The following is a 25,281-nucleotide window of genomic DNA, read 5'->3' as shown; positions in this document are numbered from 1 at the left end:
ACGCAGCCGATACCTCTTTCGAGCCACGCGCCCACACGCGTCGGCGCCCGCCCCTGACCACAGATTCCATGTCCGACGGCCACGACACTGCACTGCCCGAAGTCCATGCGGCCGATGCCGCGGACGATCGCTTTCTGGTCCGCAACCCCCGCCAGGTGCGGCAGCTGCTGCGCTCACTGATCGAGCAGCGATCACTGATCAACGCCCATATCGACGGCCGCGATCGCTCCTTCCCCACCGCCCTGTTGGACCTGGACGAGGACGATGACGTGCTGCTGCTCGATGGCAGCCCGCAGGAAGCCTCCAACCGCGCCGCAGAACAGGCCGACCACCTGCTCTGCTTCGCCCAGCTGGAACGAGTGATGGTGCGTTTCCGCCTGCACGAACTGCAACGCGTGGACAACGAAGGCCACGTCGCCTTCCGGGCACCGTTCCCCGAGGAGCTGGTGCATCTGCAGCGACGCGAACTGTACCGGCTGGAGACCCCCATCACCGATTCACCGCACCTGCTGCTGCCGCCGGGCGAGGCCCAGGCCGAAGCGCTGTCGATGCGGGTGGTGGACATCAGTGGCGGCGGCCTGGCGGTGACCGTGCCCGTAGATTGCGCGATCTTCGGCCTGCAACAGCGCTACCGCGCGCAGCTGTCGATGCCCGATGGCCCAGACCTGCAGATCGAACTGGTGGTCTGCAACCTGCTGCCGCAACGCCTGCCCAACGGCACCGAGGTCAAGCGCGTCGGCATGCGCTTCGACGACCTGCCGCGCGGTGGCGACAGCGCCATCCAGCGCTACATCTTCCGCATCGACCGCCAGCGCAAGGCACGCCGCAACGGCGAGCTCTGACATCCCCACGGCGGGTAGTGCCGGCCGCTGGCCGGCAACCTCGAAACCGCGTGGATACCGGTGCCAGTAGATCCACGCCATGCGTGGATGCATGCCTCCCCGGTAGATCCACGCCATGCGTGGATGCAGGAGCTGCCGGCCAGCGGCCGGCACTACCAGATGCCTAAAGTCCCCCACCCAGGGGCCGATATCGAGCCTGACACCGGCACTTCCGGCAGAACCAGGACCCCTCGATGAACGACAAGAACAGCTCCGCCGCCGGCGCCGATGGCGAATTCCTCAGCTTCACCCTCGGCGCCGAGCACTACGGCGTGGACATCCTCAAGGTGCAGGAAATCCGCGGCTACGACGCCGTCACCCGCGTCCCCGACGCGCCGGATTACATCAAGGGTGTCATCAACCTGCGCGGCACCATCGTGCCAGTGATCGACCTGCGCCTGAAGCTGCGCCTGGAAGACGCCCGCTACGACGCCTTCACCGTGATGATCGTGCTCAACGTGGAAGACCGCGTGGTCGGCATCGTGGTCGACAGCGTCTCCGACGTCATCCCGCTGTCGGCCGAGCAGATCCGCCCGACCCCGGAATTCGGCGCCGCCGTCGACACCCGCTTCATCTCCGGCATCGGCACCCACGACGATCGCATGCTGATCCTGCTGGACATCGAAACCCTGCTGGACAGCGCCGACATGGGCCAGACCAACGTCGTCGAAGACGCTGCCGCCTGAACAAACGGACCTTCTTCACGTTTCTGTTACGCAGCCCTTCAGTTCCCCTCATCCACGCCGATAGGGGGAAAGAAGCCGGTCGCGCAGGAACGCGCCAAGGCCGGATCCACCATCACCATCCCCGGAGAATCACCCCGATGAAGTCCCTGCTTGCGTTCGTTTCGGCTGCCGTCCTGGCCACCACCGCTTCCTCCGCCTTCGCGCAGTCGGCCGAGATGATTCCGCCGGAGATGGCACCGCGCGCCGTCGGCAAGGACGGCATGGTCTGCGGCAAGGTCGAAAAGGCCCGCTTCGCAGAAGGTTCCGAAGGCCAGCCGACCTTCCTGTACATGGGCGGCGCCTTCCCGCGCCACACCTTCTCGGCACGCATCGCCGGCGAGAACCGCGGCAAGTTCTCCTTCCCGCTGGAAACCCTGGAAGGCAAGACCGTATGCGTGATCGGCAAGATCCAGCGCGACGCCTCGCGCGCGGAAATCGAAGTCAGCTCGCCGTCCAGCCTGAAGCTGGCCAACATCAAGTAATCCGCTGTCCGTCAGACCGCGCCGGCCAGCGTGCCGGCGTGGCTGTTGCAACCGGGCCCCGCGCCCGGCCGCGTCTGCCTTAGGAGATCGCAACGCCCATGCCGTGGATCAACAACCTGAAACTGATGCCGAAGCTCATGCTGACCTTCGGTGTCCTCTTGCTGGTGATGCTGCTGCAGGGCATCGTCGCCTACCGTGGCCTGCATTCGCTGAACAACGTGACCACCGAGCTGGCCGGTTCACGCATGGAGAGCATCCGCATGGCCGGCGAGATGCGCGGCATGCTCGGCGAGTACCGCAACAGCGCCTACCAGCAGCTGATCCGCGCCAGCGACGACGTCAAGGCCGACGCCCGCAAGCAGGCCGTCGAACTGCGCACCAGCATGGACAAGTCGATCAAGGACTATCCGAAGCTGGTCGACAACGCACAGCAGAAGAAGCTGTTCGACACCTTCGCCAAGGACTGGAAGGACGCGCTGGCCTCCTATGACAGCGTCACCGAAATGCTGGAGCTGGACCTGCCCGACGATGCGATCGACACCTTCGTCGGCGAGACCCGCACCAAACACCGCAAGGCCGGCGCAGCGCTTGAAGCGCTGATCGCCGAAGACAACCGCCTCGCCCGCGCCTCGCGCGACGAAGCCGCCTCCACCTACTCCGCCTCGGCCGTGCTGACCGTCATCGCCCTGCTCGGCGGCGCCGCGCTCGGCCTGGTGCTGGTGTGGCTGTTCGCCCGTGCCCTGGTCGGCAGCGTGCGTGGCGCCGTCTCGGTGGCCAACGACGTCGCCGGTGGCAAGCTCGATGGTCACATCGATGTCAGCCGCCAGGACGAAGTGGGCGAACTGATGCAGGCCATGCAGCGCATGCAGCGCGACCTGCGCGAGCGCACCGAAACCGACCAGGCCATCGCCCGCGAGAACCTGCGCATCCGCACCGCGCTGGATTACAGCTCGACCGGCGTCTACCTGACCGACCCCAACAACACCATCGTCTACAGCAACCGCGCCCTGCAGCAGACCCTGGCCCAGTACCAGGACGAGTTGCGCCGCGACCTACCCGACTTCGACGTCCACGCCTCGCTGGTCGGCAAGCCGGTCACCGTGCTTGAACACCGCGGCGAGATGGACAACACCCTGCTGGCCAACCTCAAGCAGCATGGCGTTGCCCGCCGCCCGATGCAGTACGGCGATGCCCAGTTCGCCCAGGTTGTGTCGACCATCCGCAACGAAGACGGCGACACCGTCGGCTACGTGGTGGAATGGCGCGACCGCACCCAGGAAGCGCAGGTCGAGGCGGAAGTGGCACGGGTGATCGCCCAGGCCGCTGCCGGCGACCTGTCCGGCCGCATCGATGCCAACGACAAGGAAGGCTTCTTCCTGCAGCTGGCCCAGCAGATCAACGGCCTGCTGGACGCCAACTCGGGCAGCATCGAACAGATCTCCGGCCTGCTCGCCGCACTGTCGCAGGGTGACCTGACCGTGCGCATGCATGGCGACTACCAGGGCGTGTTCGCCCGCATGCGTGACGATGCCAACGCCACGGCCGCACAGCTGAGCGAGATCGTCACCCGCATCAAGCAGTCCAGCCGTGCGATCAGCTCGGCCGCCGGCGAAATCGCCTCCGGCAACAGCGACCTGTCGCGCCGCACCGAACAGCAGGCCGCCAATCTGGAAGAAACCGCCGCCTCGATGGAGGAACTGACCTCCACCGTGCGCCAGAACGCCGAGCACGCCCGCCAGGCCAACCAGCTCGCCATCGGCGCGCACGGTGTGGCGTCGCAGGGCGGCGAAGTGGTCGGCCAGGTGGTCACCACCATGTCGGCCATCCAGGCCTCATCGAAGAAGATCGCCGAGATCATCTCGGTCATCGACGGCATTGCCTTCCAGACCAACATCCTGGCGCTGAACGCCGCGGTGGAAGCGGCCCGTGCCGGCGAACAGGGCCGTGGTTTCGCCGTGGTCGCCAGCGAAGTGCGTACCCTCGCCCAGCGCTCGGCTGCCGCCGCCAAGGAAATCAAGGGCCTGATCGACGACTCGGTCGGCAAGGTCAATGATGGTTCGGCGCTGGTGCACAAGGCCGGCGCCACCATGGGCGAGATCGTCGCCTCGGTGCAGCGCGTGACCGACATCATGTCCGAGATCTCTGCTGCCTCGCAGGAGCAGAGCGCCGGCATCGAACAGGTCAATCAGACCGTGGTGCAGATGGACGAAACCACCCAGCAGAACGCCGCGCTGGTGGAAGAAGCCACCGCCGCCGCACGTGCGATGGAAGAACAGGCTGGCCACCTGAGCGAGGCGGTCTCGATCTTCGTGGTCGACGAAGCCGAAGTCGTGTTCGCCGCCCGCGCGCCGGCACCGCGTGCGGCTGCACCGGCAGCACCAGCGCCGATGGCACCGCCGGCCCGGCGCGTCAGCGGCGGTCGCCCGGTAGTGACCGAACTGGCCGACGGAGACTGGCAGGAATTCTGATTCCTGCCCGACCTGACGTACGAAGACGCCCTGGCCCTGCGCCGGGGCGTTTTGGTTTCCGGGGTATCTGGATGTCCAGCCAACGGCGAAGCCCCTCGGGGAGGTCGTGGAGAGCGGCGGATTTCCTTCGTTTGGGCCGGGAGGGTGGGCCGCGCAGGGGACGCCGTAAACCCGTCCCTGGGGGCTTGGCCGCGGCATCCATGCCGCGGACACCCCTGCGCAACCCACCCTCCCGGCCACGGACACTTTCCGTGCGCGTCCACCCCGGATTGAAGAAAGAAGAGCAAGAGCAACAGCCGCACCACTTCCGGGGTCAGATCCGTTTTCCGCAGGAAAACGGATCTGACCCCTCTTTCCACCCGATGACACCAACGCTCTTGCCGTGGTTTACGGCGTGTCCCGCCTGGCCGCCCCGACCCATACCAGCACGTATCAACACAGAATCATGAGCGCTGTTGCTGTTGCTGTTGCTGTTGCTTCAAAGCCTGCCGCAGGCAGCGCCGCAGCCGCCGCTGCAAGGAAACCTGAATACGTTCGAACAGCCCACCTCAATCCCCCGCCCCCGCGGCCGATAACGGTCATGTCACCGCTGCTCCCGATCAGCACCGGCGCCTCCACCCACCACCACCCGGGTACTGCTCGATGAATCTCCTGCATCGCTGGCAACACTACTTCAGCAATCTCTCCGTCCGACGCAAGCTCAATCTGCTCACGCTGCTGATCGCACTCGGCGTGATCGCGCTCTCGGTGATCGCTGCCCGCATGCAGTACCTGGACCTGACCGATACCCGCAAGTCTTCGCTGAAGACCCAGGTCGAACTGAGCTACGGCATCCTCGACCACTACCATCGCCTGGCCGGAACCGGCGAGCTCAGCGAAGAAGCTGCCAAGGCCGCCGCGCTGCAGGCGCTGGAAGTCATGCGCGCGCATAACGATACCTATTACTACAACATCTACGACACCGGCTATCACGTGCTCATGCACCCGTTCCGCAAGGATCTGGTGGGCAAGGACATGAAGGATTTCCGTACCGGCGATGGCATCCGCATCTACTACGACCAGATCGAAGCGGCCAAGGCCGGCGGCGGTTTCGTCGCCTATCGATGGGCCAAGCCCGGCGAGAAGGGGGAAGTCGAAAAGGTCGCCTACGCCGGCCTGTTCAAGCCCTGGAACTGGGTGGTCAGCAGCGGCGTGTACATGGATGACGTGCAGCAGCAGGCACTGGTCTTCACTGCCATCATGACCCTGGCCGGTGGCGTGCTGGTGCTGATCGTGCTCGCATTGAGCTGGGTCATCGGCAACCGCATCGCACGCCCGCTGAAGCAGGCCACCGCCGTGGCCGAAGGCATTGCCGGCGGCAAGCTGGACAGCCACATCGGCCCGCAGCCGCATGATGAAACCGGTCGCCTGCTCGAAGCCATGTCGCGCATGCAGCAGCAGCTGCACGCGGTCATCAGTGGCCAGCGCGAGATGGCGCGCCGCCACGATGGCGGTGAACTCAGCTACCGCATCGACGCCAGCAGCTTCCCCGGCGAATACGGACTGATGGTGCAGGAAACCAACGTCCTGGTCGGCAGCCACGTGCAGACCCTGCACGATGTACTGAACGTCGTGCAGCAGTACGCCGTGGGCGACCTCAGCAGCGACATCGCGCGCTATCCGGGCGAAAAGGCGGCGATGACCACCACCGTCGACACGGTCAAGGCCAACCTCGGCCGCATCAACGCCGAGATCAAGCAGCTGGCCAGTGCCGCCGCCGCGGGCGACTTCAGCCAGCGCGGCGATGCACAGCGCTTCGATCACGATTTCCGCACCATGCTGGAAAACCTCAATGCCATGATGGCAGTCAGCGATGACAACCTCGGCAAGCTCTCGCAGCTGCTGTCGTCCATTGCCGACGGCGACCTGACGGCACGCATGCACGGTGACTACCAGGGCGTGTTCGCCCGCATGCGCGACGATGCAAACGCCACGGTCAGCCAGCTGACCCAGATCGTCGGCCAGATCCAGGCCAGTGCCTCCAGCATCACCCTGTCGGCCGGCGAAATCGCGTCAGGCAACAGCGACCTGTCGCGCCGTACCGAACAGCAGGCCGCCAATCTGGAAGAAACCGCCGCCTCGATGGAGGAACTGACCTCTACCGTGCGCCAGAACGCCGAACACGCGCGCCAGGCCAACCAGCTCGCCATCGGCGCGCATAGCGTGGCCTCGCAGGGCGGCAGCGTGGTCGGCCAGGTGGTCACCACCATGTCGGCCATCGAAGCCTCCTCGAAGAAGATCGCCGAGATCATCTCGGTCATCGATGGCATCGCCTTCCAGACCAACATCCTGGCGCTCAATGCCGCAGTGGAAGCGGCTCGTGCCGGCGAACAGGGCCGTGGCTTTGCCGTGGTCGCCAGCGAAGTGCGCACCCTCGCCCAGCGCTCGGCCGCCGCCGCCAAGGAGATCAAGGGGCTGATCGACGACTCGGTCGGCAAGGTCGCCGAGGGTTCCAGCCTGGTCCACCAGGCCGGCAGCACCATGGGCGAGATCGTCGCGTCGGTGCAGCGTGTGACCGACATCATGGCCGAGATCTCCGCCGCCTCGCAGGAACAGTCGGCCGGCATCGAGCAGGTCAACCAGACCGTGGTGCAGATGGACGAAACCACCCAGCAGAACGCCGCGCTGGTGGAAGAAGCCACCGCAGCGGCACGGGCGATGGAAGACCAGGCCGCACAGCTGGCCGACGCCGTGGCGATCTTCCGCCTCGACAACCAGGTCGCTGTCGCAGTGAAGGCGGTGACCGCCAAGGTCGCGCCGAAGGCTGCCAGCCCTGCGCCTTCGCGACCGTTGTCGACGCCCGCACCGATCCGCCGTACCCACTCCAGCACCGTCGTCTCCAACGACGGCGACTGGCAGGAATTCTGATCCTCGCGGCGGCTCCGGCCGCCGCCCCGCCGATGGACACGTCACCCGTGCAGAGCCCTACCCCCATCGTCAGCGGTACGCGCGAATTCGAATTCGCCGACCGTGATTTCCGCCGCGTCTGCGACCTGATCTACCAGCGCGTGGGCATCGCCCTCGCCCCGGCCAAGCGCGACATGGTGTACGGACGCCTGTCACGCCGGCTGCGCACGCTGGGCATGCGCAGCTTCCAGCAGTACCTGGACCACCTGGAACAGGGTGATGGTGACGAGTGGCAGGCATTCACCAATGCGCTGACCACCAACCTCACTGCGTTCTTCCGCGAGCCGCACCATTTCGACAAGCTGCGCGAAGAGCTGCAGCAGCGCAACGGGCGCGGTCCGCTGCTGTTGTGGTCGTGCGCCGCCTCCACCGGCGAAGAACCCTACTCGATGGCGATCACCGCCTGCGAAGCGTTCGGCACCCTGAAGCCGCCGGTGCGCATCGTCGCCACCGACGTCGACACCCAGGTGCTGGCCACCGCCGGCCGCGGCGTCTACAACATCGACCGTGTCGCCGGCCTCGACCCGGACCTGCGTCGCCGCTATTTCCAGCGTGGCAGTGGTCCCAACGAAGGCCAGTGTCGCGTGCTGCCGGCGCTGCGCGAGCTGATCGAATTCCGCCCGTTGAACCTGCTGGCACCGCGATACGACGTCGGCGGCCCATTCGATGCGCTGTTCTGCCGCAACGTGATGATCTACTTCGACAAGCCGACCCAGCGCGCGATTCTTGGCCGCCTGGTCAATCACCTGGCCGACGACGGCCTGCTCTACACTGGCCACTCGGAGAACTACCTGCACGCTGCCGATCTGATCCAGCCCTGCGGGCGCACCCTGTACCGTCGTGCAGCAAAGGCCGGCGCATGAACGCATCACTGCGTACCGACGATGTGATGCGCTACCAGGACGCACGCTTCAAGACCATCGCCGCCAAGCTGCTGCCGACCCAGTACCTGGTGGTGGATGACACCACTGCGCTGACCACTACGCTGGGCTCCTGCGTGGCCGCGTGCCTGCGCGACCCGGTGCTGAAGATCGGTGGCATGAACCACTTCCTGCTGCCCGAAGGCAACGCCGGCGACGGCGCGCCCGCGCGCTATGGCAGCTATGCGATGGAACTGCTGATCAACGACATGCTCAAGCGCGGCGCCCACCGCAAGCGCATCGAGGCGAAGGTGTTCGGCGGCGCCAACGTGCTGAAGGGCTTCACCAGCAATCCGGTAGGCACGCGCAACGCCGAGTTCGTGCGCCAGTACCTGCAGGCCGAACACATCCCGATCCTCGCCGAGGACCTGTGCGGCATCCATCCGCGCAAGATCTGGTTCTTCGCCGATACCGGCCGCGTCGTCGTGCAGCGCCTGCCGCACGCCCACGAAGCCGAAGTCGCCGCGACCGAATCGGCCGTGCGCGCAAGCCTGTCCAAGGCCCCGGTCACCGGTGGCGTGGAGCTGTTCGAATGAACCTGACCGGCAACGCCCCCTGCCGGGTCCTGATCGTCGACGACTCCGCCGTCGTGCGGCAGATGCTTACCGAGATCCTGTCCAGCGATCCGGCCATCGACGTGGTCGGCACCGCCGCCGACCCGCTGCTGGCCCGCGAGAAGATCAAGCGCCTGGCCCCGGACGTGATCACCCTGGACGTGGAAATGCCACGGATGGATGGCCTGGCGTTCCTGGAAAACCTGATGCGCCTGCACCCGCTGCCGGTGGTGATGATCTCTTCGCTGACCGAACGCGGCGCCGATACCACCCTGCAGGCACTGGGCCTGGGCGCGGTGGACTTCGTGTCCAAGCCCAAGCTCGACGTGGCCCGCGGCCTGCAAGGCTATGCCGACGAAATCATCGCCAAGGTGAAGATGGCTGCGCGTTCCCGGGTGCGCCCGCTGGTACGCGTGGCCACGCCGAAACTCACGCTGGATGCCGCCCCTGCCGCGCGCCCGGCAGCAACGCAGTTCCGCACCACCGACCGCCTGATCGCCATCGGCTCGTCGGCTGGCGGTACCGAAGCATTGCGCGTGGTGCTGGAAGGCATGCCCGCCGACGGTCCGGCCGTGGTGATGACCCAGCACCTGCCCGCCAGCTTCAGCACCGCCTTCGCCGAGCGTCTGGACCGCCATTCGGCCATGGCCGTACGCGAAGCCAGCGATGGCGAAGCAGTGCTGCCCGGCCACGCGTACCTGCCGCCCGGCGGCAAGCACCTGCGGATCATCCGCGACGGTGCGCGCTGGCGCTGCCGTGTGGATGACGGCCCCGCGGTGAACCGCCACAAGCCGGCGGTGGACGTGCTGTTCCGTTCGGTGGCGCAGGCCGCCGGCGGCAATGCCATCGGCGCCATCCTCACCGGCATGGGCGATGACGGCGCACGCGGCCTGCTGGAAATGCGCCAGGCCGGCGCACCGACGCTGGTGCAGGACGAAGCCTCCAGCGTGGTCTGGGGCATGCCCGGTGCAGCCTTCAAGCTGGGCGCGGCCGAAGAACAGGTGCCGCTGGAGCGCATTGCCGAGCGATTGCTGGCGCTGTCCCGCAGCTGATGGGACGGCTGTAGAGCCGAGCCCATGCTCGGCTGCTTTTCGGGCCCCGCTCCGGCAAGCCGAGCATGGGCTCGGCTCTACAGGCCATCACGCAACAAAAAACTTCGGCTTTCACCAGGGTTCTTCGGTTCAACGGGCTGCCCGCATCTGTGCTTTGATAGCCGTATTGCACAAGGAATGCTGCGCATGATCACAGGGATATGGAAGGCCGTGCTGGCGGCCACACTGCTGTCACTGCCACTGGCACCCGCCGCCGCCAGTGGTGATCTGTTCTACTTCCAAGCCAAGCAGGGTGATGTGTTCTTCATGCTGATGCTGGTGGGCCGTGAGGATCCCGGCGAGGTGAACGTCAGCTGGTCGGGACCGTCTGCTCCCGATGCAGCGAACGTCCGTCGCCGGTACTACATCGAATTCGACCGCGCACGGAAGCGGGCCTATGTGCGTCCGCTGCACCGTGATGGGCTGCCCTGGTTCGAGATGGACGTCTCCGGTGGCCGGGGCAATGTGCTCTTTGCCGGGAAGCGCCTTCAAGGCACTGCCGACTGGACCATCCAGTAGCAGATGACCCTCGGAATGCGCCCGTGGGTTCTCCGCTTCAACTGCCTGCCGGGCAATGCCCGGCACCGCTACTTCACGCAGTCGCAGTTACGGTACCGACACCGTGATCCGCACCTTTCCGCGCACCGGCACGCCATCCCTGCTGGCGGCGTTGTAGCTCCATCGATACGCCGCCTCCACGGCCGCCGTATCCAGCGCCGCCGATCCACTGCCGCGCGCGATCTCCACAGCATACGGGCGGCCCTGCTCGTCTACGTCCACCAGCAGCGTGGCCGCACCAACTCCGCGCTCGGGTGGCTGATGGTTCTCAAGCTGCACGGGATGCTGCCGCTGCGAGTCGGTATCGACCGAGGCGTAGGTTTCCACCTTTTCGGCAGTCTCAGACCTTGACGCGTTGGCCCGGGCGATCTCCAGGAACTGTTCCTGCAGCAGGAACACCCTGCGTTCGTCAGCGCTCATCCGCGTATCGGCAGACTCTTCATCGGCCCGCACATCCTGCTGCGCGATTGCAGCCGGTGCCATGGCCCAGCCCGCCATCATTGCTCCCAGCGCTACCCAGCGTCGTCGATCCGCCAACATCCATGTCTTCCTGAAAAAGCCGCGTCGAAGTCTAACCCGCAGCCGGCGCCGCAGGTGCCCACAAAAAACCCCCGGCTTTCACCGGGGGTTCTTCGTTTACATCATCAACCGATCAGCAGGATCAGGCAGCGACCGTGTTGGCCACGTCCTGATATTCCTCGATCTGGTCGAAGTTCATGTAGCGGTAGATCTCGCTGCCGCTGGCGGCGATCACACCGATATCGGCCATGTACTCTTCCTTGGTCGGGATGCGGCCCAGGCGCGAGCAGATCGCGGCCAGTTCCGCCGAACCCAGGTACACGTTGGTGTTGCGGCCCAGGCGGTTCGGGAAGTTGCGGGTCGAGGTCGACATCGCGGTGGAGCCTTCGCGGATCTGCGCCTGGTTGCCCATGCACAGCGAGCAGCCCGGCATTTCCATGCGTGCGCCGGTCGCGCCGAAGGTGCCGTACACGCCTTCCTTGGTCAGCTCGGACGCATCCATCTTGGTCGGCGGGGCCACCCACAGGCGGGTCGGCAGGTCACGCTTGCCTTCCAGCAGCTTCGCAGCGGCACGGAAGTGACCGATGTTGGTCATGCACGAACCGATGAACACTTCGTCGATCTTGGCGCCAGCGACTTCGGACAGGGTCTTCACGTCGTCCGGGTCGTTCGGGCAGGCCACGATCGGCTCGTGGATGTCGGCCAGGTCGATCTCGATGACGGCGGCGTACTCGGCGTCGGCATCCGGCTCCAGCAGCTCCGGGTTGGACAGCCACGCTTCCATCTTCTCGATACGGCGCTGCAGCGAGCGCGGATCCTGGTAACCCTCGGCAATCATCCACTTCAGCAGCGTGATGTTGCTGGTCAGGTACTCGATGATCGGCTCCTTGTTCAGGCGCACCGAGCAGCCGGCCGCCGAACGCTCGGCCGAGGCATCGGACAGTTCGAAAGCCTGTTCGACCTTCAGTTCCGGCAGGCCTTCGATTTCCAGGATGCGGCCGGAGAAGATGTTCTTCTTGCCAGCCTTGGCCACGGTCAGCAGGCCCGACTTGATCGCGTACAGCGGGATCGCGTTGACCAGGTCACGCAGGGTCACGCCCGGCTGCATCTTGCCCTTGAAGCGCACCAGCACCGACTCCGGCATGTCCAGCGGCATGACGCCGGTGGCAGCGGCGAAGGCGACCAGGCCCGAACCGGCCGGGAACGAAATGCCCACCGGGAAACGGGTGTGCGAGTCGCCGCCGGTACCGACGGTGTCCGGCAGCAGCATGCGGTTGAGCCAGCTGTGGATCACGCCGTCGCCCGGACGCAGCGAAATGCCGCCGCGGGTGGAGATGAACTCCGGCAGGGTGTGATGGGTCTTGACGTCCACCGGCTTCGGGTAGGCCGCGGTGTGGCAGAACGACTGCATCACCAGGTCGGCCGAGAAGCCCAGGCAGGCCAGGTCCTTCAGCTCGTCGCGGGTCATCGGACCGGTGGTGTCCTGCGAGCCCACCGAGGTCATCTTCGGTTCGCAGTAGGTGCCCGGGCGCATGCCCTGCCCTTCAGCCAGGCCACAGGCGCGGCCGACCATCTTCTGTGCCAGCGAGAAGCCCTTGCCGGTGTCGGCCGGCTGCACCGGCAGGCGGAACAGGTCGGTCGGGGCCAGGCCCAGCGCTTCACGCGCCTTGCCGGTCAGGCCACGGCCAATGATCAGCGGAATGCGGCCACCGGCGCGCACTTCGTCGAACAGCACTTCGGACTTGACCTGGAACTCGGCGATCACTTCGCCGTTCTTCAGCGCCTTGCCGTCGTACGGACGCAGCTCGACCACATCGCCGTGCTCCATCTTCGACACGTCCAACTCGATCGGCAGCGCGCCGGCATCTTCCATGGTGTTGTAGAAGATCGGGGCGATCTTCGAACCCAGGCAGACGCCACCGGCGCGCTTGTTCGGGATGTACGGAATGTCATCGCCGGTCCACCACAGCACGCTGTTGGTGGCCGACTTGCGCGAGGAACCGGTGCCGACCACGTCGCCGACATAGGCGACCAGATGGCCCTTGTCCTTCAGCGACAGGATCTGCTGGATCGGGCCGCGCTTGCCGTCTTCTTCCGGGGTGAACGCGGCGTCGTCACGCTTGTTCTTCAGCATCGCCAGGGCGTGCATCGGAATGTCCGGGCGGGTGGTCGCGTCCGGTGCCGGCGACAGGTCGTCGGTGTTGGTCTCGCCCGGCACCTTGAACACGGTGACGGTCAGGCTCTGCGGCACTTCCGGGTTGCTGGTGAACCACTCGGCATCGGCCCAGCTCTGCAGTACGGCCTGGGCGTTGGCGTTGCCGGCCTTGGCCTTTTCCTGCACGTCGTGGAAGGCATCGAACACCAGCAGGGTCTTCTTCAGCGCGTCGGCAGCGATGGCGCCGACGCTGGCGTCGTCCAGCAGCTGCACCAGCGGCGCGACGTTGTAACCGCCCAGCATGGTGCCCAGCAGTTCGGTGGCGCGCTCGCGGCTGATCAGCGGGTTCTGCTCGCTGCCCAGTGCGATCGCGGCCAGGTAAGAGGCCTTGACCTTGGCAGCGTCATCGACACCGGCCGGCACGCGGTGGGTCAGCAGGTCGAGCAGGAACTCGGCCTCGCCCTGCGGCGGGTTCTTCAGCAGTTCGATGACATCGGCCGTCTGCTGCGCGGTCAGCGGCAGGGGCGGGATGCCAAGCGCAGCGCGCTCGGCGACGTGGTGGCGGTAGGCTTCCAACATGACAACTCCCGGGTAATACGATTTGAGGATTGGACGGGCTCAGGCTTGCGGCACGATCAGCTTCAGGCCCTTGAAGTAGTCGCGGTAAAACGTGTCGTTCCAGGTGATCAGGCCATCGCACTGCAGCAGTGCGTGGGCGCCGACCATGAATTCATCCAGGCTGCGGCGGCTGCCGCTGCGCTGGCGGTGACGGCGGTGCATCTCGCCGGCGCGCAGCGCCGACTTGGCTTCCATCGGGTTGAAGTGCACGCCCATTTCTTCCAGCGCTTCGAGCACCTCGGCACCGCCGCGCAGCGATGCGCAGACCTCGGCCAGGGTCGCGCCGCAGACCACTACGCGGCCACCCACCAGGCTCTGCCTGAGCATGGCCTCCACGGCATCGGCCTGCGGACCATTGCTGAGCAGCTCGACCAGCACCGGTGAATCAACGGCGATCATCACGGCTTATTCCTCGTCGCGCACCGAACGCACGGCGGCATCGGCCGATTCGAAGCCATCCAGCGCGAACTTGCCGCGCGCCCGTGAAATGGCATCGTCAACACTCTTGCGCAGGATGATGCGGCTGCCATCCAGTTCGACCTTCAGCAAGGTGCCCTTGGTCAGGCCGAGGGCATCACGCACCGCCTTGGGCAGGGTGATCTGTCCGCGTTCTGCAACAGTGGCTTCCATCGGTAGGCCCTCCAGAGTATGCACAAATTATACATACTTTCCCGGGCATACTTCCACCCTGAACTGGACCGGCACTCCGCCAGCCCTTGCCTCGCAAAGGATCGGCCACACACGTGACATACGCCATACACCTTCCCCTGTAGTCTGGAACCGATGCCGCAGGCCTGACCCGGCCCGGGTGAATCCATTCAGTTTGGGGTTCATACTGGGAGCACCGGGGCCAGCAGGCCCGCGGCGACCGCAAGCAGGCCCGTCCACGCACGAGCCACTGCAAGCCATCCGCAAGAGGAGTCATCCCGCATGAGCGATTCGTTCTCCACCCGCAGCCAGCTGGACGTCGGCGGCAAGACCTACGACTACTTCAGCCTGCCCAAGCTGGGCCAGCGCTTCGACATCTCCCACCTGCCCTACTCGATGAAGATCCTGCTGGAGAACCTGCTCCGGCACGAGGATGGCGGCGTCACCGTCGGCAAGGATCACATCGAGGCCGTCGCCCGCTGGCAGCCCAGCGCCGAACCGGATACCGAAATCGCCTTCATGCCCGCGCGCGTGGTCCTGCAGGACTTCACCGGCGTGCCCTGCGTGGTCGACCTGGCCGCGATGCGCGATGCGGTGGTCAAGCTCGGCGGCCGCCCCGAACAGATCAATCCGCTGATTCCCTCCGAACTGGTCATCGACCACTCGGTGCAGGTGGATGTGTTCGGCAAGCCCGACGCGCTGGACCTCAACGGCAAGATTGAATTCCAGCGCAACCAGGAACGCTACGGCTTCCTGCGCTGGGGCCAGAAGGCCTTCGACAACTTCAAGGTGGTGCCGCCCAACACCGGCATCGTCCACCAGGTGAACCTGGAAAACCTGGCCCGCGTGGTGATGACCGCGGACAAGGACGGCAAGGCGGTCGCCTACCCCGATACCGTGTTCGGCACCGATAGCCACACCACCATGATCAATGGCATCGGCGTGCTCGGCTGGGGCGTGGGCGGCATCGAAGCAGAGGCCGCCATGCTTGGCCAGCCGTCCTCGATGCTGATCCCGCAGGTGGTCGGCTTCAAGCTGACCGGCCGCATGCCCGAAGGCGCCACCGCCACCGACCTGGTGCTGACCGTCACCCAGATGCTGCGCAAGCTCGGCGTGGTCGGCAAGTTCGTGGAGTTCTACGGCGACGGCCTGCAGCATCTGCCACTGGCCGACCGCGCGACCATTGGCAACATGGCCCCCGAATACGGCGCCACCTGCGGCATCTTCCCGATCGACAACGAATCGCTGACCTACCTGCGCCTGTCCGGCCGCAGCGAAGAGCAGATCGCCCTGGTCGAAGCCTATGCCAAGGCGCAGGGCCTGTGGCACGACGCCAACAGCCCGCATGCGCAGTACAGCACCACGCTGGAACTGGACATGGGCACGGTGAAGCCCTCGCTGGCCGGCCCCAAGCGCCCGCAGGACCGCGTGCTGCTGGAAGACGTGCAGAAGAACTACCGCGACGCGCTGGTCGGCATGACTGCCAACCGCGACAAGCGCAGCGAGGATGTCTCCACCTTCGTCAATGAAGGCGGCGGCGCCGCAGTGGGCAACGAGCAGCTGGCCAAGGGCTACGCCGACATCGAGATGGACGGCAGGAAGGTGCGGCTGAAGGATGGTGCGGTGGTCATCGCCGCCATCACCTCGTGCACCAACACCTCCAACCCGGCGGTGATGATCGGCGCCGGCCTGCTGGCCCGCAACGCGGCCGCCAAGGGACTGGACCGCAAGCCGTGGGTCAAGACCTCGCTCGGCCCAGGCTCGCGCGTGGTCACCGACTATCTTGAAAAGGCCGGCGTTCTCACCGAGCTGGAGAAGATCGGCTTCTACGTAGTGGGCTATGGCTGCACCACCTGCATCGGCAACTCCGGCCCGCTGCCGACCGAAGTCAGCGCCGGCATCGCCAGTGGCGACCTGGTGGTGACCTCGGTGCTGTCGGGCAACCGCAACTTCGAGGGCCGCGTGCACCCCGAAGTGAAGATGAACTACCTGGCCAGCCCGCCGCTGGTGGTGGCCTACGCCATCGCCGGCACCACCGACATCGACCTGACCACCGAGCCGCTGGGCACCGGCAGCGATGGCGAGCCGGTGTACCTGCGCGACATCTGGCCAAGCAACAAGGAAATCGGCGACGTCATCGCCGCCACGGTCGGCCCGGAGATGTTCAAGCAGAACTACGCCGACGTGTTCAAGGGCGATACCCGTTGGAACACCATCGCCTCGCCGGACGGTGACCTGTACGCGTGGAGCGATGCGTCCACCTACATCAAGAACCCGCCGTACTTCGATGGCATGACCATGCAGGTCGGCAGCATCGATGATGTGCACGGCGCACGGGTGATGGGCCTGTTCGGCGATTCGATCACCACCGACCATATCTCCCCGGCCGGCAACATCAAGAAGGATTCGCCGGCGGGCCGCTTCCTGCAGGAGCGCGGCGTGCAGCCGGCCGACTTCAACAGCTACGGCAGCCGCCGCGGCAACGATGACGTGATGGTCCGCGGCACCTTCGCCAACATCCGCATCAAGAACCTGATGTTCGGTGGCGAAGAAGGCGGCAACACCCTGTACTACCCGGCCAACGGCGGCCAGCCGGAAAAGCTGGCGATCTACGATGCGGCAATGAAGTACAAGGCCGACAAGGTGCCGCTGGTGGTGCTGGCAGGCAAGGAATACGGCACCGGCTCGTCGCGTGACTGGGCCGCCAAGGGCACCCTGCTGCTGGGGGTGAAGGCGGTCATCGCCGAAAGCTTCGAACGCATCCACCGCTCCAACCTGGTCGGCATGGGCGTGCTGCCGCTGCAGTTCCGCAACGGCGAAAACGCACAGTCGCTGGGCCTGGATGGCTCGGAAGTGATCGATGTCACCGGCCTGCAGGATGGCGCCAGCAAGCGCGCCACGGTCACCGCGACCAAGGCCGACGGCACCAAGAAGACCTTCGAAGTCTCGGTGATGCTGCTGACCCCGAAGGAAGTGGAGTACTTCCGCCACGGCGGCCTGCTGCAGTACGTGCTGCGCCAGCTGGCTGCACGTTGATCGAGCGTACTGCGTAGGTAGAGCCAGGCCATGCCTGGCTGCGACAAGACAAAAGGGCCGGATCCTCACAGATCCGGCCCTTTTCTTTGCTGCTCGCCGGGCGTGGCGGCCCGGCGCCACCTACCGCCGCGGCGCGTCCGGGTCGGTACGCAGCGCCTTCAGCAGGCCCCACATGTAGAACGCCAGGATGAACGAGAAAGGCAGGCCACACAGCACCACCGCCGTCTGCATCGCGCTGAAGTTGCCGGCCAACAACAGGCCGACACTGGCCACGGTAATGCCCGCCGCCCAGAACACGCGCAGCCAGATCGGCGCGTCATGCCCATCCTCCACGCCATCATCGACACGCCGGGTGCACAGGTTGGCGATCATCAGCGTGCCCGAATCGACCGGGGTCAGGAACAACACGAAACCAATGACCACTGCCGCACCAGCGATGTACGGCGCCGCGGGCAAGTATTCCAGCAGCTTGAACAGGGTCATCGCCGCATCGTGCTGAGCCACTTGGCCCAGCACCGCCTGGCCGTGGTTCAGCACCAGGTCGATGGCGGTGTTGCCGAAGATCGACAGCCAGGCCAGCGTGAAACCCAACGGGATCAGCAGCACGCCCATGATCACTTCGCGGATGGTCCGGCCGCGCGAGATGCGCGCAACGAAAAGGCCCACGAACGGCGCCCAGGCAATCCACCACGCCCAGTAGAACAACGTCCACGAGCCCATCCACTCACGCCCCTTCGGGTCGTTAAGGTACATGTCGAAGCTCTTGCGCACGAACGCGCCCAGATAGTCGCCGGTGTTCTGCACCAAGCCATCGAACAGGTGCAGGGTTGGCCCGGTCACCAGCACGAACAGCAGCAGCAGGCACAGCAGGCGCACGTTGAGGTTGGACAGCCAGGCGATGCCCTTCTCCACGCCGGCAACCACGCCGATGGTGGCCACGACCATCATCACCAGCACGATGGCCACGAGCACCTGCGGCGTATCCGGGATGTGGAACAGGTAGACCAGGCCGGACTGCACCACCAGCGCACCGATGCCGAGGTTGGTGACCATCGAGATCAGCGTCGCGAGGATGCCGAAGCCATCCACCATGTCACCGATGCGGCCATGGATACGCTCGCCGAAGATCGGGTACAGCGCCGAACGCAGGGCCAGCGGCAGGTTGCGGCGGTAGGCGAAGTAGCCCAGCGCCACGCCGACCAGCGCGTACAGCGCCCAGCCATGCAGGCCCCAGTGCAGGAAGGTCAGCACCATCGCTTCGCGGCCGGCAGCGACCGTACCGCCGGGCTGCCCGGGCGGGTTGAGGAAATGATCGAGCGGCTCGTAGGCGCCGTAGTACAGCAGCGCGATGCCGATGCCGGCCGAGAACAGCATCGACACCCAGGCCACGTAGCCGAAGGCCGGCGATTCCTCGTTATGGCCCAGGCGGATGCGCCCATATGGCGAGAACGCCAGCCACAGCACGAAACCCAGGCAGGCCACGATCAGCAGCATGTACCACCAGCCGAACGCCGCCGAGACCTCGGCCTGCGCCCATTGCAGCCAGTGCTCGCTGGCCTCCGGGAAAAAGACGGTCAACGCACCGAGGATGCCGATGGAGACCGACGAACTGAAGAACACGAAACGGTTCAAGCGCAGGGGCGAGCGCTTGGGATGAGCCAGGGAAGACATGGGGTCGTCTCATCAGTCCAAGGGGGCACATGGGCGGGGCCGGACCGGAAACCGGGCCCATGGCGTGGGGGCGCGACCGGCATCGTAGGGTTTATTGATTGAACGTTCAATCAATAAAAAGTATGATCTTCACCAGCCCGGCAGTCCGGGTCGCAATCCGTGGAGAGACAATGCCGAAGAAAGGCGTGGAACCGGTCCGCCGCGAGCAGTTGATCCGGGCCACTTTCCAGACCATCGACGAGATCGGCATGGCCGATGCCACTGTCGCCACCATCGCAAAGAAGGCCGGCCTGTCCAGCGGCATCGTCGCCCACTACTTCGGCGACAAGGACGGCCTGCTCAATGCGGCGATGCGGCAGATCCTGCGCGAGCTGAAGGCCGCCGTCGCCCGCTATCGCGACGCCGCGCCGGATGACGCACGTTCACAGCTTCGCGCCATCGTCGATGGCAACTTCGACGACAGCCAGACCAACGGGACCGCCATGCGTGTATGGCTGACGTTCTGGGCCGCGAGCATGCACCAGCCGGAACTGACCCGGCTGCAGCGCGCCAACGACCAGCGACTGTTCTCCAACCTCTGCCACCAGTTCAACCGCCAGTTGCCGCATGCGCAGGCACGCCTGTCCGCACGCGGACTGGCCGCGATGATCGACGGCCTGTGGCTGCGCGGCAGCCTGGTCGGTGGTGACTTCAACGCCGACAAGGCCCGCCGCATCGCCTACGGCTACATCGATTTCCAATTGCAGGCCAACGCGCCCTGAGCGCGCCAGGCCCCCGCCCCACCCCTTCCAGGAGTACGCCGATGACCACCCTGCCCGTGCAACAGCTCTACATCCACGGCCGCCGCGTCGACGCCACCAGTGGCAAGACCTTCCAGACCATCAACCCGGCCACTGGCCAGGTGCTTGCCGACGTACAGATCGCCAGCCAGGCCGATGTCGAGCGCGCGGTTGAAAGCGCGAGCGAAGGCCAGAAGGTGTGGGCAGCGATGACCGCGATGGAGCGCTCGCGCATCCTGCGCCGCGCCGTCGAGATCCTGCGCGAGCGCAATGACGAGCTGGCCCACCTGGAAACCCTGGATACCGGCAAGGCGCTGGCCGAAACCACCACGGTGGACATCGTCACCGGCGCCGACGTGCTGGAGTACTACGCCGGCCTGGCCACCGCCATCGAAGGCATCCAGCTGCCGCTGCGCGAATCGAGCTTCTTCTACACCCGCCGCGAGCCGCTGGGCGTGGTCGCCGGCATCGGCGCCTGGAACTACCCGATCCAGATCGCCATGTGGAAGTCGGCCCCGGCGCTGGCCGCCGGCAACGCGATGGTCTTCAAGCCGTCTGAAGTGACCCCGCTGACCGCGATCAAGCTGGCCGAGATCTACACCGAGGCTGGCGTGCCGGACGGCGTGTTCAACGTCGTGCAGGGCCCGGGCCGCGAGATCGGCAACTGGCTGACCGAGCACCCGGTGATCGAGAAGATCTCCTTCACCGGCGGCGTGGCCACCGGCAAGAAGGTCATGGCCAGCGCCGCGTCCTCGTCGCTGAAGGAAGTGACGATGGAACTGGGCGGCAAGTCGCCGCTGGTGATCTGTGACGACGCCGATCTGGACCGTGCCGCCGACATCGCGGTGATGGCCAACTTCTTCAGCTCCGGCCAGGTCTGCACCAACGGCACCCGCGTGTTCGTGCCGCGCAGCATGCTGGCCGCGTTCGAAGCCGCGGTGATCGAGCGCGTCAAGCGCATCCGCATCGGCGACCCGATGGCCGCCGAGACCAACTTCGGCCCGCTGACGAGCTTCCCGCACATGGAAAACGTGCTGCGCTTCATCGAAAGCGGCAAGAGCGAAGGCGCGCGCCTGCTGACCGGCGGCGGTCGTGCCACCGACGGTGCCCTGGCCGACGGCGCCTACGTGCTGCCGACGGTGTTCTCCGACTGCCGCGACGACATGACGATTGTCCGGGAAGAAATCTTCGGACCGGTGATGAGCATCCTTGCCTACGACGACGAGGACGAAGTGATCCGTCGCGCCAACGACACCACCTTCGGCCTGGCCGCAGGCGTGGTCAGCAAGGACATCAGCCGCGCCCACCGCATCATCCATCGCCTGGAAGCTGGCATCTGCTGGATCAACACCTGGGGCGAGTCGCCGGCCGAAATGCCGGTGGGTGGCTACAAGCAGTCCGGCGTTGGCCGCGAGAACGGTATCTCCACCCTCGGCCACTACACCCGCATCAAGTCGGTGCAGGTCGAGCTGGGCGACTACGCCAGCGTGTTCTGACCGGCGCACCCTGAGCACCGCCCATCGTCCGGCCACCGCGCCGATCCGACATTCCGCCGGGACGCCTGCATGCAGCGCGCCCGGCCTGCAGGAGAGCAACCATGAGCACCCATAACGAGTACGACTACATCATCATCGGCGCCGGTTCGGCCGGCAACGTGCTGGCCACCCGCCTCACCGAAGATGCCGATGTCAGCGTGCTTCTGCTGGAAGCCGGTGGCCCGGACTACCGGCTCGATTTCCGTACCCAGATGCCCGCCGCACTGGCCTTCCCGCTGCAGGGCAAGCGCTACAACTGGGCGTACAAGACCGATCCCGAGCCCTTCATGAACAACCGCCGGATGGATTGCGGTCGTGGCAAGGGCCTGGGCGGTTCGTCGCTGATCAACGGCATGTGCTACATCCGCGGCAACGCGATGGACTACGACAACTGGGCCGGCATGCCGGGCCTGGAAGACTGGACCTACCTGGACTGCCTGCCGTACTTCCGCAAGGCCGAAACCCGTGACATCGGCCCGAACGACTACCACGGCGGTGACGGCCCGCTGCGCGTGACCACGCCCAAGGCCGGCAACAACGAACTGTTCGCGGCGATGGTCGAGGCCGGCGTGCAGGCCGGTTACCCGCGCACCGACGACCTCAACGGCTACCAGCAGGAAGGCTTCGGCCCGATGGACCGCACGGTCACGCCGAAGGGCCGTCGTTCCAGCACCGCCCGTGGCTACCTGGACCTGGCCAAGCCGCGCCCGAACCTGACCATCGTCACCCACGCGCTGACCGACCGCATCCTGTTCTCGGGCAAGCGCGCAGTGGGCGTGCAGTGGCTGCACAACGACCAGCCGCAGCGCGCCACCGCACGCCGCGAAGTGCTGCTGTGTGGTGGTGCCATCGCCTCGCCGCAGATCCTGCAGCGCTCCGGCGTCGGCCCGGCTGACCTGCTGCGCAGCCTGGACATCGACCTGGTGCACCACCTGCCCGGCGTCGGCGCCAACCTGCAGGACCATCTTGAGATGTACCTGCAGTACGAGTGCAAGAAGCCGGTCTCGCTGGCCCCGGCACTGAAGCTGTACAACCAGCCGGCGATCGGTGCCGAATGGCTGTTCCTGGGCACCGGCATCGGCGCCAGCAACCAGTTCGAGGCTGGCGGTTTCATCCGCAGCGATGCCGAATTCGACTGGCCCAACCTGCAGTATCACTTCCTGCCGGTGGCGATCAACTACAACGGCTCCAACCCGATCAAGGCACACAGCTTCCAGATGCATGTCGGCTCGATGCGCTCGCCCAGCCGTGGCCGCATCCACGTGCGCTCGAAGGATCCGCGCGAAGATCCCAGCATCCTGTTCAACTACATGTCGCACGACCAGGACTGGCGCGAATTCCGCTCGGCAATCCGGATCACCCGCGAGATCTTCGCGCAGCCGGCGCTGGCACCGTACAGCGGCCGTGAGATCTCGCCGGGCAGTGCCCTGCAGACCGATGCGCAGATCGATGCGTTCGTGCGCGAGCATGCCGAGACTGCCTACCACCCGTCATGCTCGAACAAGATGGGCCACGCCGATGATCCGATGGCAGTGGTCGACGGCCAGGGCCGCGTGCACGGCCTGGAAGGCCTGCGCATCGTCGATGCCTCGATCATGCCGCAGGTGGTCACCGGCAACCTCAACGCACCGACCATCATGATCGCCGAGAAGCTGGCCGATGTAATCCGTGGCCGCGCCCCGCTGCCGCGCAGCACTGCGCCCTACTACAAGGCCAACGGCGCACCGGTGCGCTCGCAGGGCTGACGCAAGCGGCCTGCCATGACGGTCGTTGGTGCCGGCTGCGGGCATGCGCTCTCCACGCCACCGATCACCGTGATTGCCGGCCAGCGGCCGGCACCACAGGAAATGCAGAGGCCCCTTGCGGGGCCTCTTCGCGTTTTCCCTACGGGGCGGTATGCTGCGGAGAGCGGTTCTGGCGGATACTGTCCGCGCCGCACCCATCATTACGATTCCTGGAGGGGGAATATGAGTCTGGATCGTCCCTGGCTGCAGAGCTATCCGAAAGGCGTTCCCGCCGAAATCGACGTCAACGAGTTCCATTCGGTAGTTTCGGTCTTCGACGCGTCCGTCGCGAAGTACCGCGACCGACCGGCCTACTCCAGTTTCGGCAAGACCCTCACCTACGGTGAGACCGATGCCCTGGTCGAGCAGTTCGCCGCTTACCTGCTGGGTGAGCTGAAGCTCAAGAAAGGCGACCGCGTCGCCCTGATGATGCCCAACTGCCTGCAGTACCCGGTGGCGACCTTCGGCGTGCTGCGTGCCGGCTTGACCGTGGTCAACGTCAACCCGCTGTACACCGCGCGCGAGCTGAAGCATCAGCTGGTCGATGCCGGCGTGACCGCGCTGGTGGTGGTGGACAACTTCGGCGATACCGTCGAACAGGTCATCGCCGATACCCAGGTCAAGCAGGTCATCACCACCGGCCTGGGCGACCTGCTCGGCGCCAAGGGCACGATCGTCAACTTCGTGCTCAAGTACATCAAGAAGATGGTGCCCAACTACCACCTGAAGGGCGCGATCCGCTTCAAGCAGGCGCTCAAGCTGGGCAGCCGCCACACCCTGCCGAAGGTCGAGATCGACCATGACGACGTGGCGTTCCTGCAGTACACCGGCGGCACTACCGGTGTGGCCAAGGGTGCGATGCTGACCAACCGCAACCTGATCGCCAACATGCAGCAGGCCTCGGCCTGGATCAGCGCATCGGGCATCGAGATGGGCAAGGAATGGATCATCACCGCCCTGCCGCTGTACCACATCTTCGCGCTGACGGCGAACGGCCTGGTCTTCATGAAGTTCGGTGGCTGCAACCACCTGATCACGAATCCACGTGACATGAAGGGCTTCGTCAAGGAGCTCAAGTCGGTGCGCTTCACCGCGATCACCGGTGTCAACACGCTGTTCAACGGCCTGCTCAACACCCCTGGCTTCGACACCGTCGATTTCTCCTCGCTGAAGGTGACCCTGGGCGGCGGCATGGCCGTGCAGCGTGCGGTGGCCGAGCGCTGGAAGAAGACCACTGGCGTCACCCTGGTCGAGGCCTACGGCTTGACCGAGACCTCGCCGGCTGCCTGCATCAACCCGCTTACCTTGGCCGAGTACAACGGTTCGATCGGCCTGCCGATTCCGTCCACCGATGCCTGCATCAAGGACGACAACGGCAACATCCTGGCGCTGGGCGAAGTGGGCGAGCTGTGCATCCGCGGCCCGCAGGTGATGAAGGGCTACTGGCAGCGCCCGGAGGAAACCGCCAAGGCCATCGACGCCGACGACTGGCTGCACACCGGCGACATGGCGAAGATGGACGAACACGGCTTCTTCTACATCGTCGACCGCAAGAAGGACATGATCCTGGTGTCCGGCTTCAACGTGTATCCCAACGAAGTGGAAGACGTGATCGCGATGATGCCGGGCGTGCTGGAAGTGGCCGCAGTGGGCGTGCCGGACGAGAAGTCCGGCGAGGTGGTCAAGGTGGTCATCGTCAAGAAGGACCCGAACCTGACCGCCGAGATGGTCAAGGAGCACGCCCGGGCCAACCTGACCGGCTACAAGCACCCCAGAATCGTTGAATTCCGAAAGGAGCTGCCGAAGACCAACGTCGGCAAGATCCTGCGTCGCGAACTCCGCGATACGCCCGCCCCGTAAGGGTTTCGGGAAAGTTGAACGCGCTCAGGCCCGGGTCGGCAACGACCCGGG

The 25,281-nt window shown here is 65.7% G+C and carries 19 protein-coding genes; 14 read left to right on the top strand and 5 right to left on the bottom strand.

Annotated elements, in window-relative coordinates; genetic code table 11:
* Positions 1-68: 68 nt before the first annotated feature.
* The 9 genes from AB4Y98_RS00380 to AB4Y98_RS00340 all read left to right on the top strand — a co-directional run bounded on the left by AB4Y98_RS00380 (position 69) and on the right by AB4Y98_RS00340 (position 10,586).
* Positions 69-842 (top strand): flagellar brake protein, encoded by a 774-nt coding sequence (locus AB4Y98_RS00380; protein ID WP_312112602.1) that lies wholly within the window; start codon positions 69-71, stop codon positions 840-842.
* 233 nt (positions 843-1,075) lie between these two features.
* Entirely contained in the window at positions 1,076-1,567 is a 492-nt protein-coding gene (locus AB4Y98_RS00375) for a chemotaxis protein CheW (RefSeq protein ID WP_025878967.1), read from the top strand.
* A gap of 137 nt (positions 1,568-1,704) precedes the next feature.
* Positions 1,705-2,088, top strand: coding sequence for a hypothetical protein (locus AB4Y98_RS00370; protein ID WP_025878966.1), 384 nt, complete (start codon positions 1,705-1,707; stop codon positions 2,086-2,088).
* Positions 2,089-2,186: 98 nt separating this feature from the next.
* The gene (locus AB4Y98_RS00365) at positions 2,187-4,556 is read left to right on the top strand and encodes a methyl-accepting chemotaxis protein (RefSeq protein WP_442243495.1); all 2,370 of its coding nucleotides are present in this window, start codon (positions 2,187-2,189) and stop codon (positions 4,554-4,556) included.
* Positions 4,557-5,198: 642 nt separating this feature from the next.
* Positions 5,199-7,463, top strand: a complete 2,265-nt coding sequence (locus AB4Y98_RS00360; RefSeq protein WP_394197727.1) for a methyl-accepting chemotaxis protein — start codon at positions 5,199-5,201, stop codon at positions 7,461-7,463.
* 32 nt (positions 7,464-7,495) lie between these two features.
* Positions 7,496-8,365, top strand: coding sequence for a CheR family methyltransferase (locus AB4Y98_RS00355; RefSeq protein ID WP_032975462.1), 870 nt, complete (start codon positions 7,496-7,498; stop codon positions 8,363-8,365).
* Entirely contained in the window at positions 8,362-8,958 is a 597-nt protein-coding gene (gene cheD / locus AB4Y98_RS00350) for a chemoreceptor glutamine deamidase CheD (RefSeq protein ID WP_442243494.1), read from the top strand. The genes AB4Y98_RS00355 and cheD overlap by 4 nt, the downstream gene beginning before the upstream one ends.
* Positions 8,955-10,028 (top strand): protein-glutamate methylesterase/protein-glutamine glutaminase, encoded by a 1,074-nt coding sequence (locus AB4Y98_RS00345; protein WP_442243493.1) that lies wholly within the window; start codon positions 8,955-8,957, stop codon positions 10,026-10,028. The genes cheD and AB4Y98_RS00345 overlap by 4 nt, the downstream gene beginning before the upstream one ends.
* A 186-nt stretch (positions 10,029-10,214) precedes the next feature.
* Positions 10,215-10,586 carry a hypothetical protein gene (locus AB4Y98_RS00340; RefSeq protein WP_312785822.1) on the top strand — a complete coding sequence of 124 codons (372 nt, stop codon included), beginning with the start codon at positions 10,215-10,217 and terminating at the stop codon, positions 10,584-10,586.
* Between the two features lie 87 nt (positions 10,587-10,673).
* Here AB4Y98_RS00340 and AB4Y98_RS00335 read toward each other — a convergent pair whose 3' ends face one another.
* The 4 genes from AB4Y98_RS00335 to AB4Y98_RS00320 all read right to left on the bottom strand — a co-directional run bounded on the left by AB4Y98_RS00335 (position 10,674) and on the right by AB4Y98_RS00320 (position 14,547).
* Complete coding sequence (locus tag AB4Y98_RS00335; RefSeq protein ID WP_312785823.1) at positions 10,674-11,165, bottom strand: energy transducer TonB; 492 nt, start codon at positions 11,163-11,165, stop codon at positions 10,674-10,676.
* A 121-nt stretch (positions 11,166-11,286) separates the two neighbouring features.
* Entirely contained in the window at positions 11,287-13,878 is a 2,592-nt protein-coding gene (gene acnB / locus AB4Y98_RS00330; RefSeq protein ID WP_312785824.1) for a bifunctional aconitate hydratase 2/2-methylisocitrate dehydratase, read from the bottom strand.
* Positions 13,879-13,917: 39 nt separating this feature from the next.
* Entirely contained in the window at positions 13,918-14,316 is a 399-nt protein-coding gene (locus tag AB4Y98_RS00325) for a type II toxin-antitoxin system VapC family toxin (protein WP_100465270.1), read from the bottom strand.
* A gap of 6 nt (positions 14,317-14,322) precedes the next feature.
* The gene (locus tag AB4Y98_RS00320; protein WP_230111144.1) at positions 14,323-14,547 is read right to left on the bottom strand and encodes an AbrB/MazE/SpoVT family DNA-binding domain-containing protein; all 225 of its coding nucleotides are present in this window, start codon (positions 14,545-14,547) and stop codon (positions 14,323-14,325) included.
* 300 nt (positions 14,548-14,847) lie between these two features.
* Here AB4Y98_RS00320 and acnA point away from each other — a divergent pair, with 300 nt between their 5' ends.
* On the top strand, positions 14,848-17,601 hold the full coding sequence (gene acnA, locus AB4Y98_RS00315) for an aconitate hydratase AcnA (protein WP_442243492.1): 2,754 nt from the start codon (positions 14,848-14,850) through the stop codon (positions 17,599-17,601).
* A 120-nt stretch (positions 17,602-17,721) separates the two neighbouring features.
* Here acnA and AB4Y98_RS00310 read toward each other — a convergent pair whose 3' ends face one another.
* The gene (locus AB4Y98_RS00310; RefSeq protein WP_025878952.1) at positions 17,722-19,272 is read right to left on the bottom strand and encodes a BCCT family transporter; all 1,551 of its coding nucleotides are present in this window, start codon (positions 19,270-19,272) and stop codon (positions 17,722-17,724) included.
* 170 nt (positions 19,273-19,442) lie between these two features.
* Here AB4Y98_RS00310 and betI point away from each other — a divergent pair, with 170 nt between their 5' ends.
* The 4 genes from betI to AB4Y98_RS00290 all read left to right on the top strand — a co-directional run bounded on the left by betI (position 19,443) and on the right by AB4Y98_RS00290 (position 25,230).
* Positions 19,443-20,033, top strand: a complete 591-nt coding sequence (gene betI, locus AB4Y98_RS00305; RefSeq protein ID WP_100465265.1) for a transcriptional regulator BetI — start codon at positions 19,443-19,445, stop codon at positions 20,031-20,033.
* Positions 20,034-20,074: 41 nt separating this feature from the next.
* Positions 20,075-21,547 (top strand): betaine-aldehyde dehydrogenase, encoded by a 1,473-nt coding sequence (betB, locus tag AB4Y98_RS00300; RefSeq protein ID WP_442243491.1) that lies wholly within the window; start codon positions 20,075-20,077, stop codon positions 21,545-21,547.
* Positions 21,548-21,648: 101 nt separating this feature from the next.
* Positions 21,649-23,331 (top strand): choline dehydrogenase, encoded by a 1,683-nt coding sequence (betA, locus tag AB4Y98_RS00295; protein ID WP_312785827.1) that lies wholly within the window; start codon positions 21,649-21,651, stop codon positions 23,329-23,331.
* A gap of 222 nt (positions 23,332-23,553) precedes the next feature.
* Positions 23,554-25,230, top strand: coding sequence for a long-chain fatty acid--CoA ligase (locus AB4Y98_RS00290; protein WP_336027938.1), 1,677 nt, complete (start codon positions 23,554-23,556; stop codon positions 25,228-25,230).
* The last annotated feature ends 51 nt before the right edge of the window (positions 25,231-25,281 follow it).

Origin of the sequence: Stenotrophomonas sp. 2YAF26, from assembly GCF_052114625.1 — a bacterium.
Lineage (GTDB): Bacteria > Pseudomonadota > Gammaproteobacteria > Xanthomonadales > Xanthomonadaceae > Stenotrophomonas > Stenotrophomonas indicatrix.
This window is presented reverse-complemented; position numbering and strand designations above follow the sequence as displayed.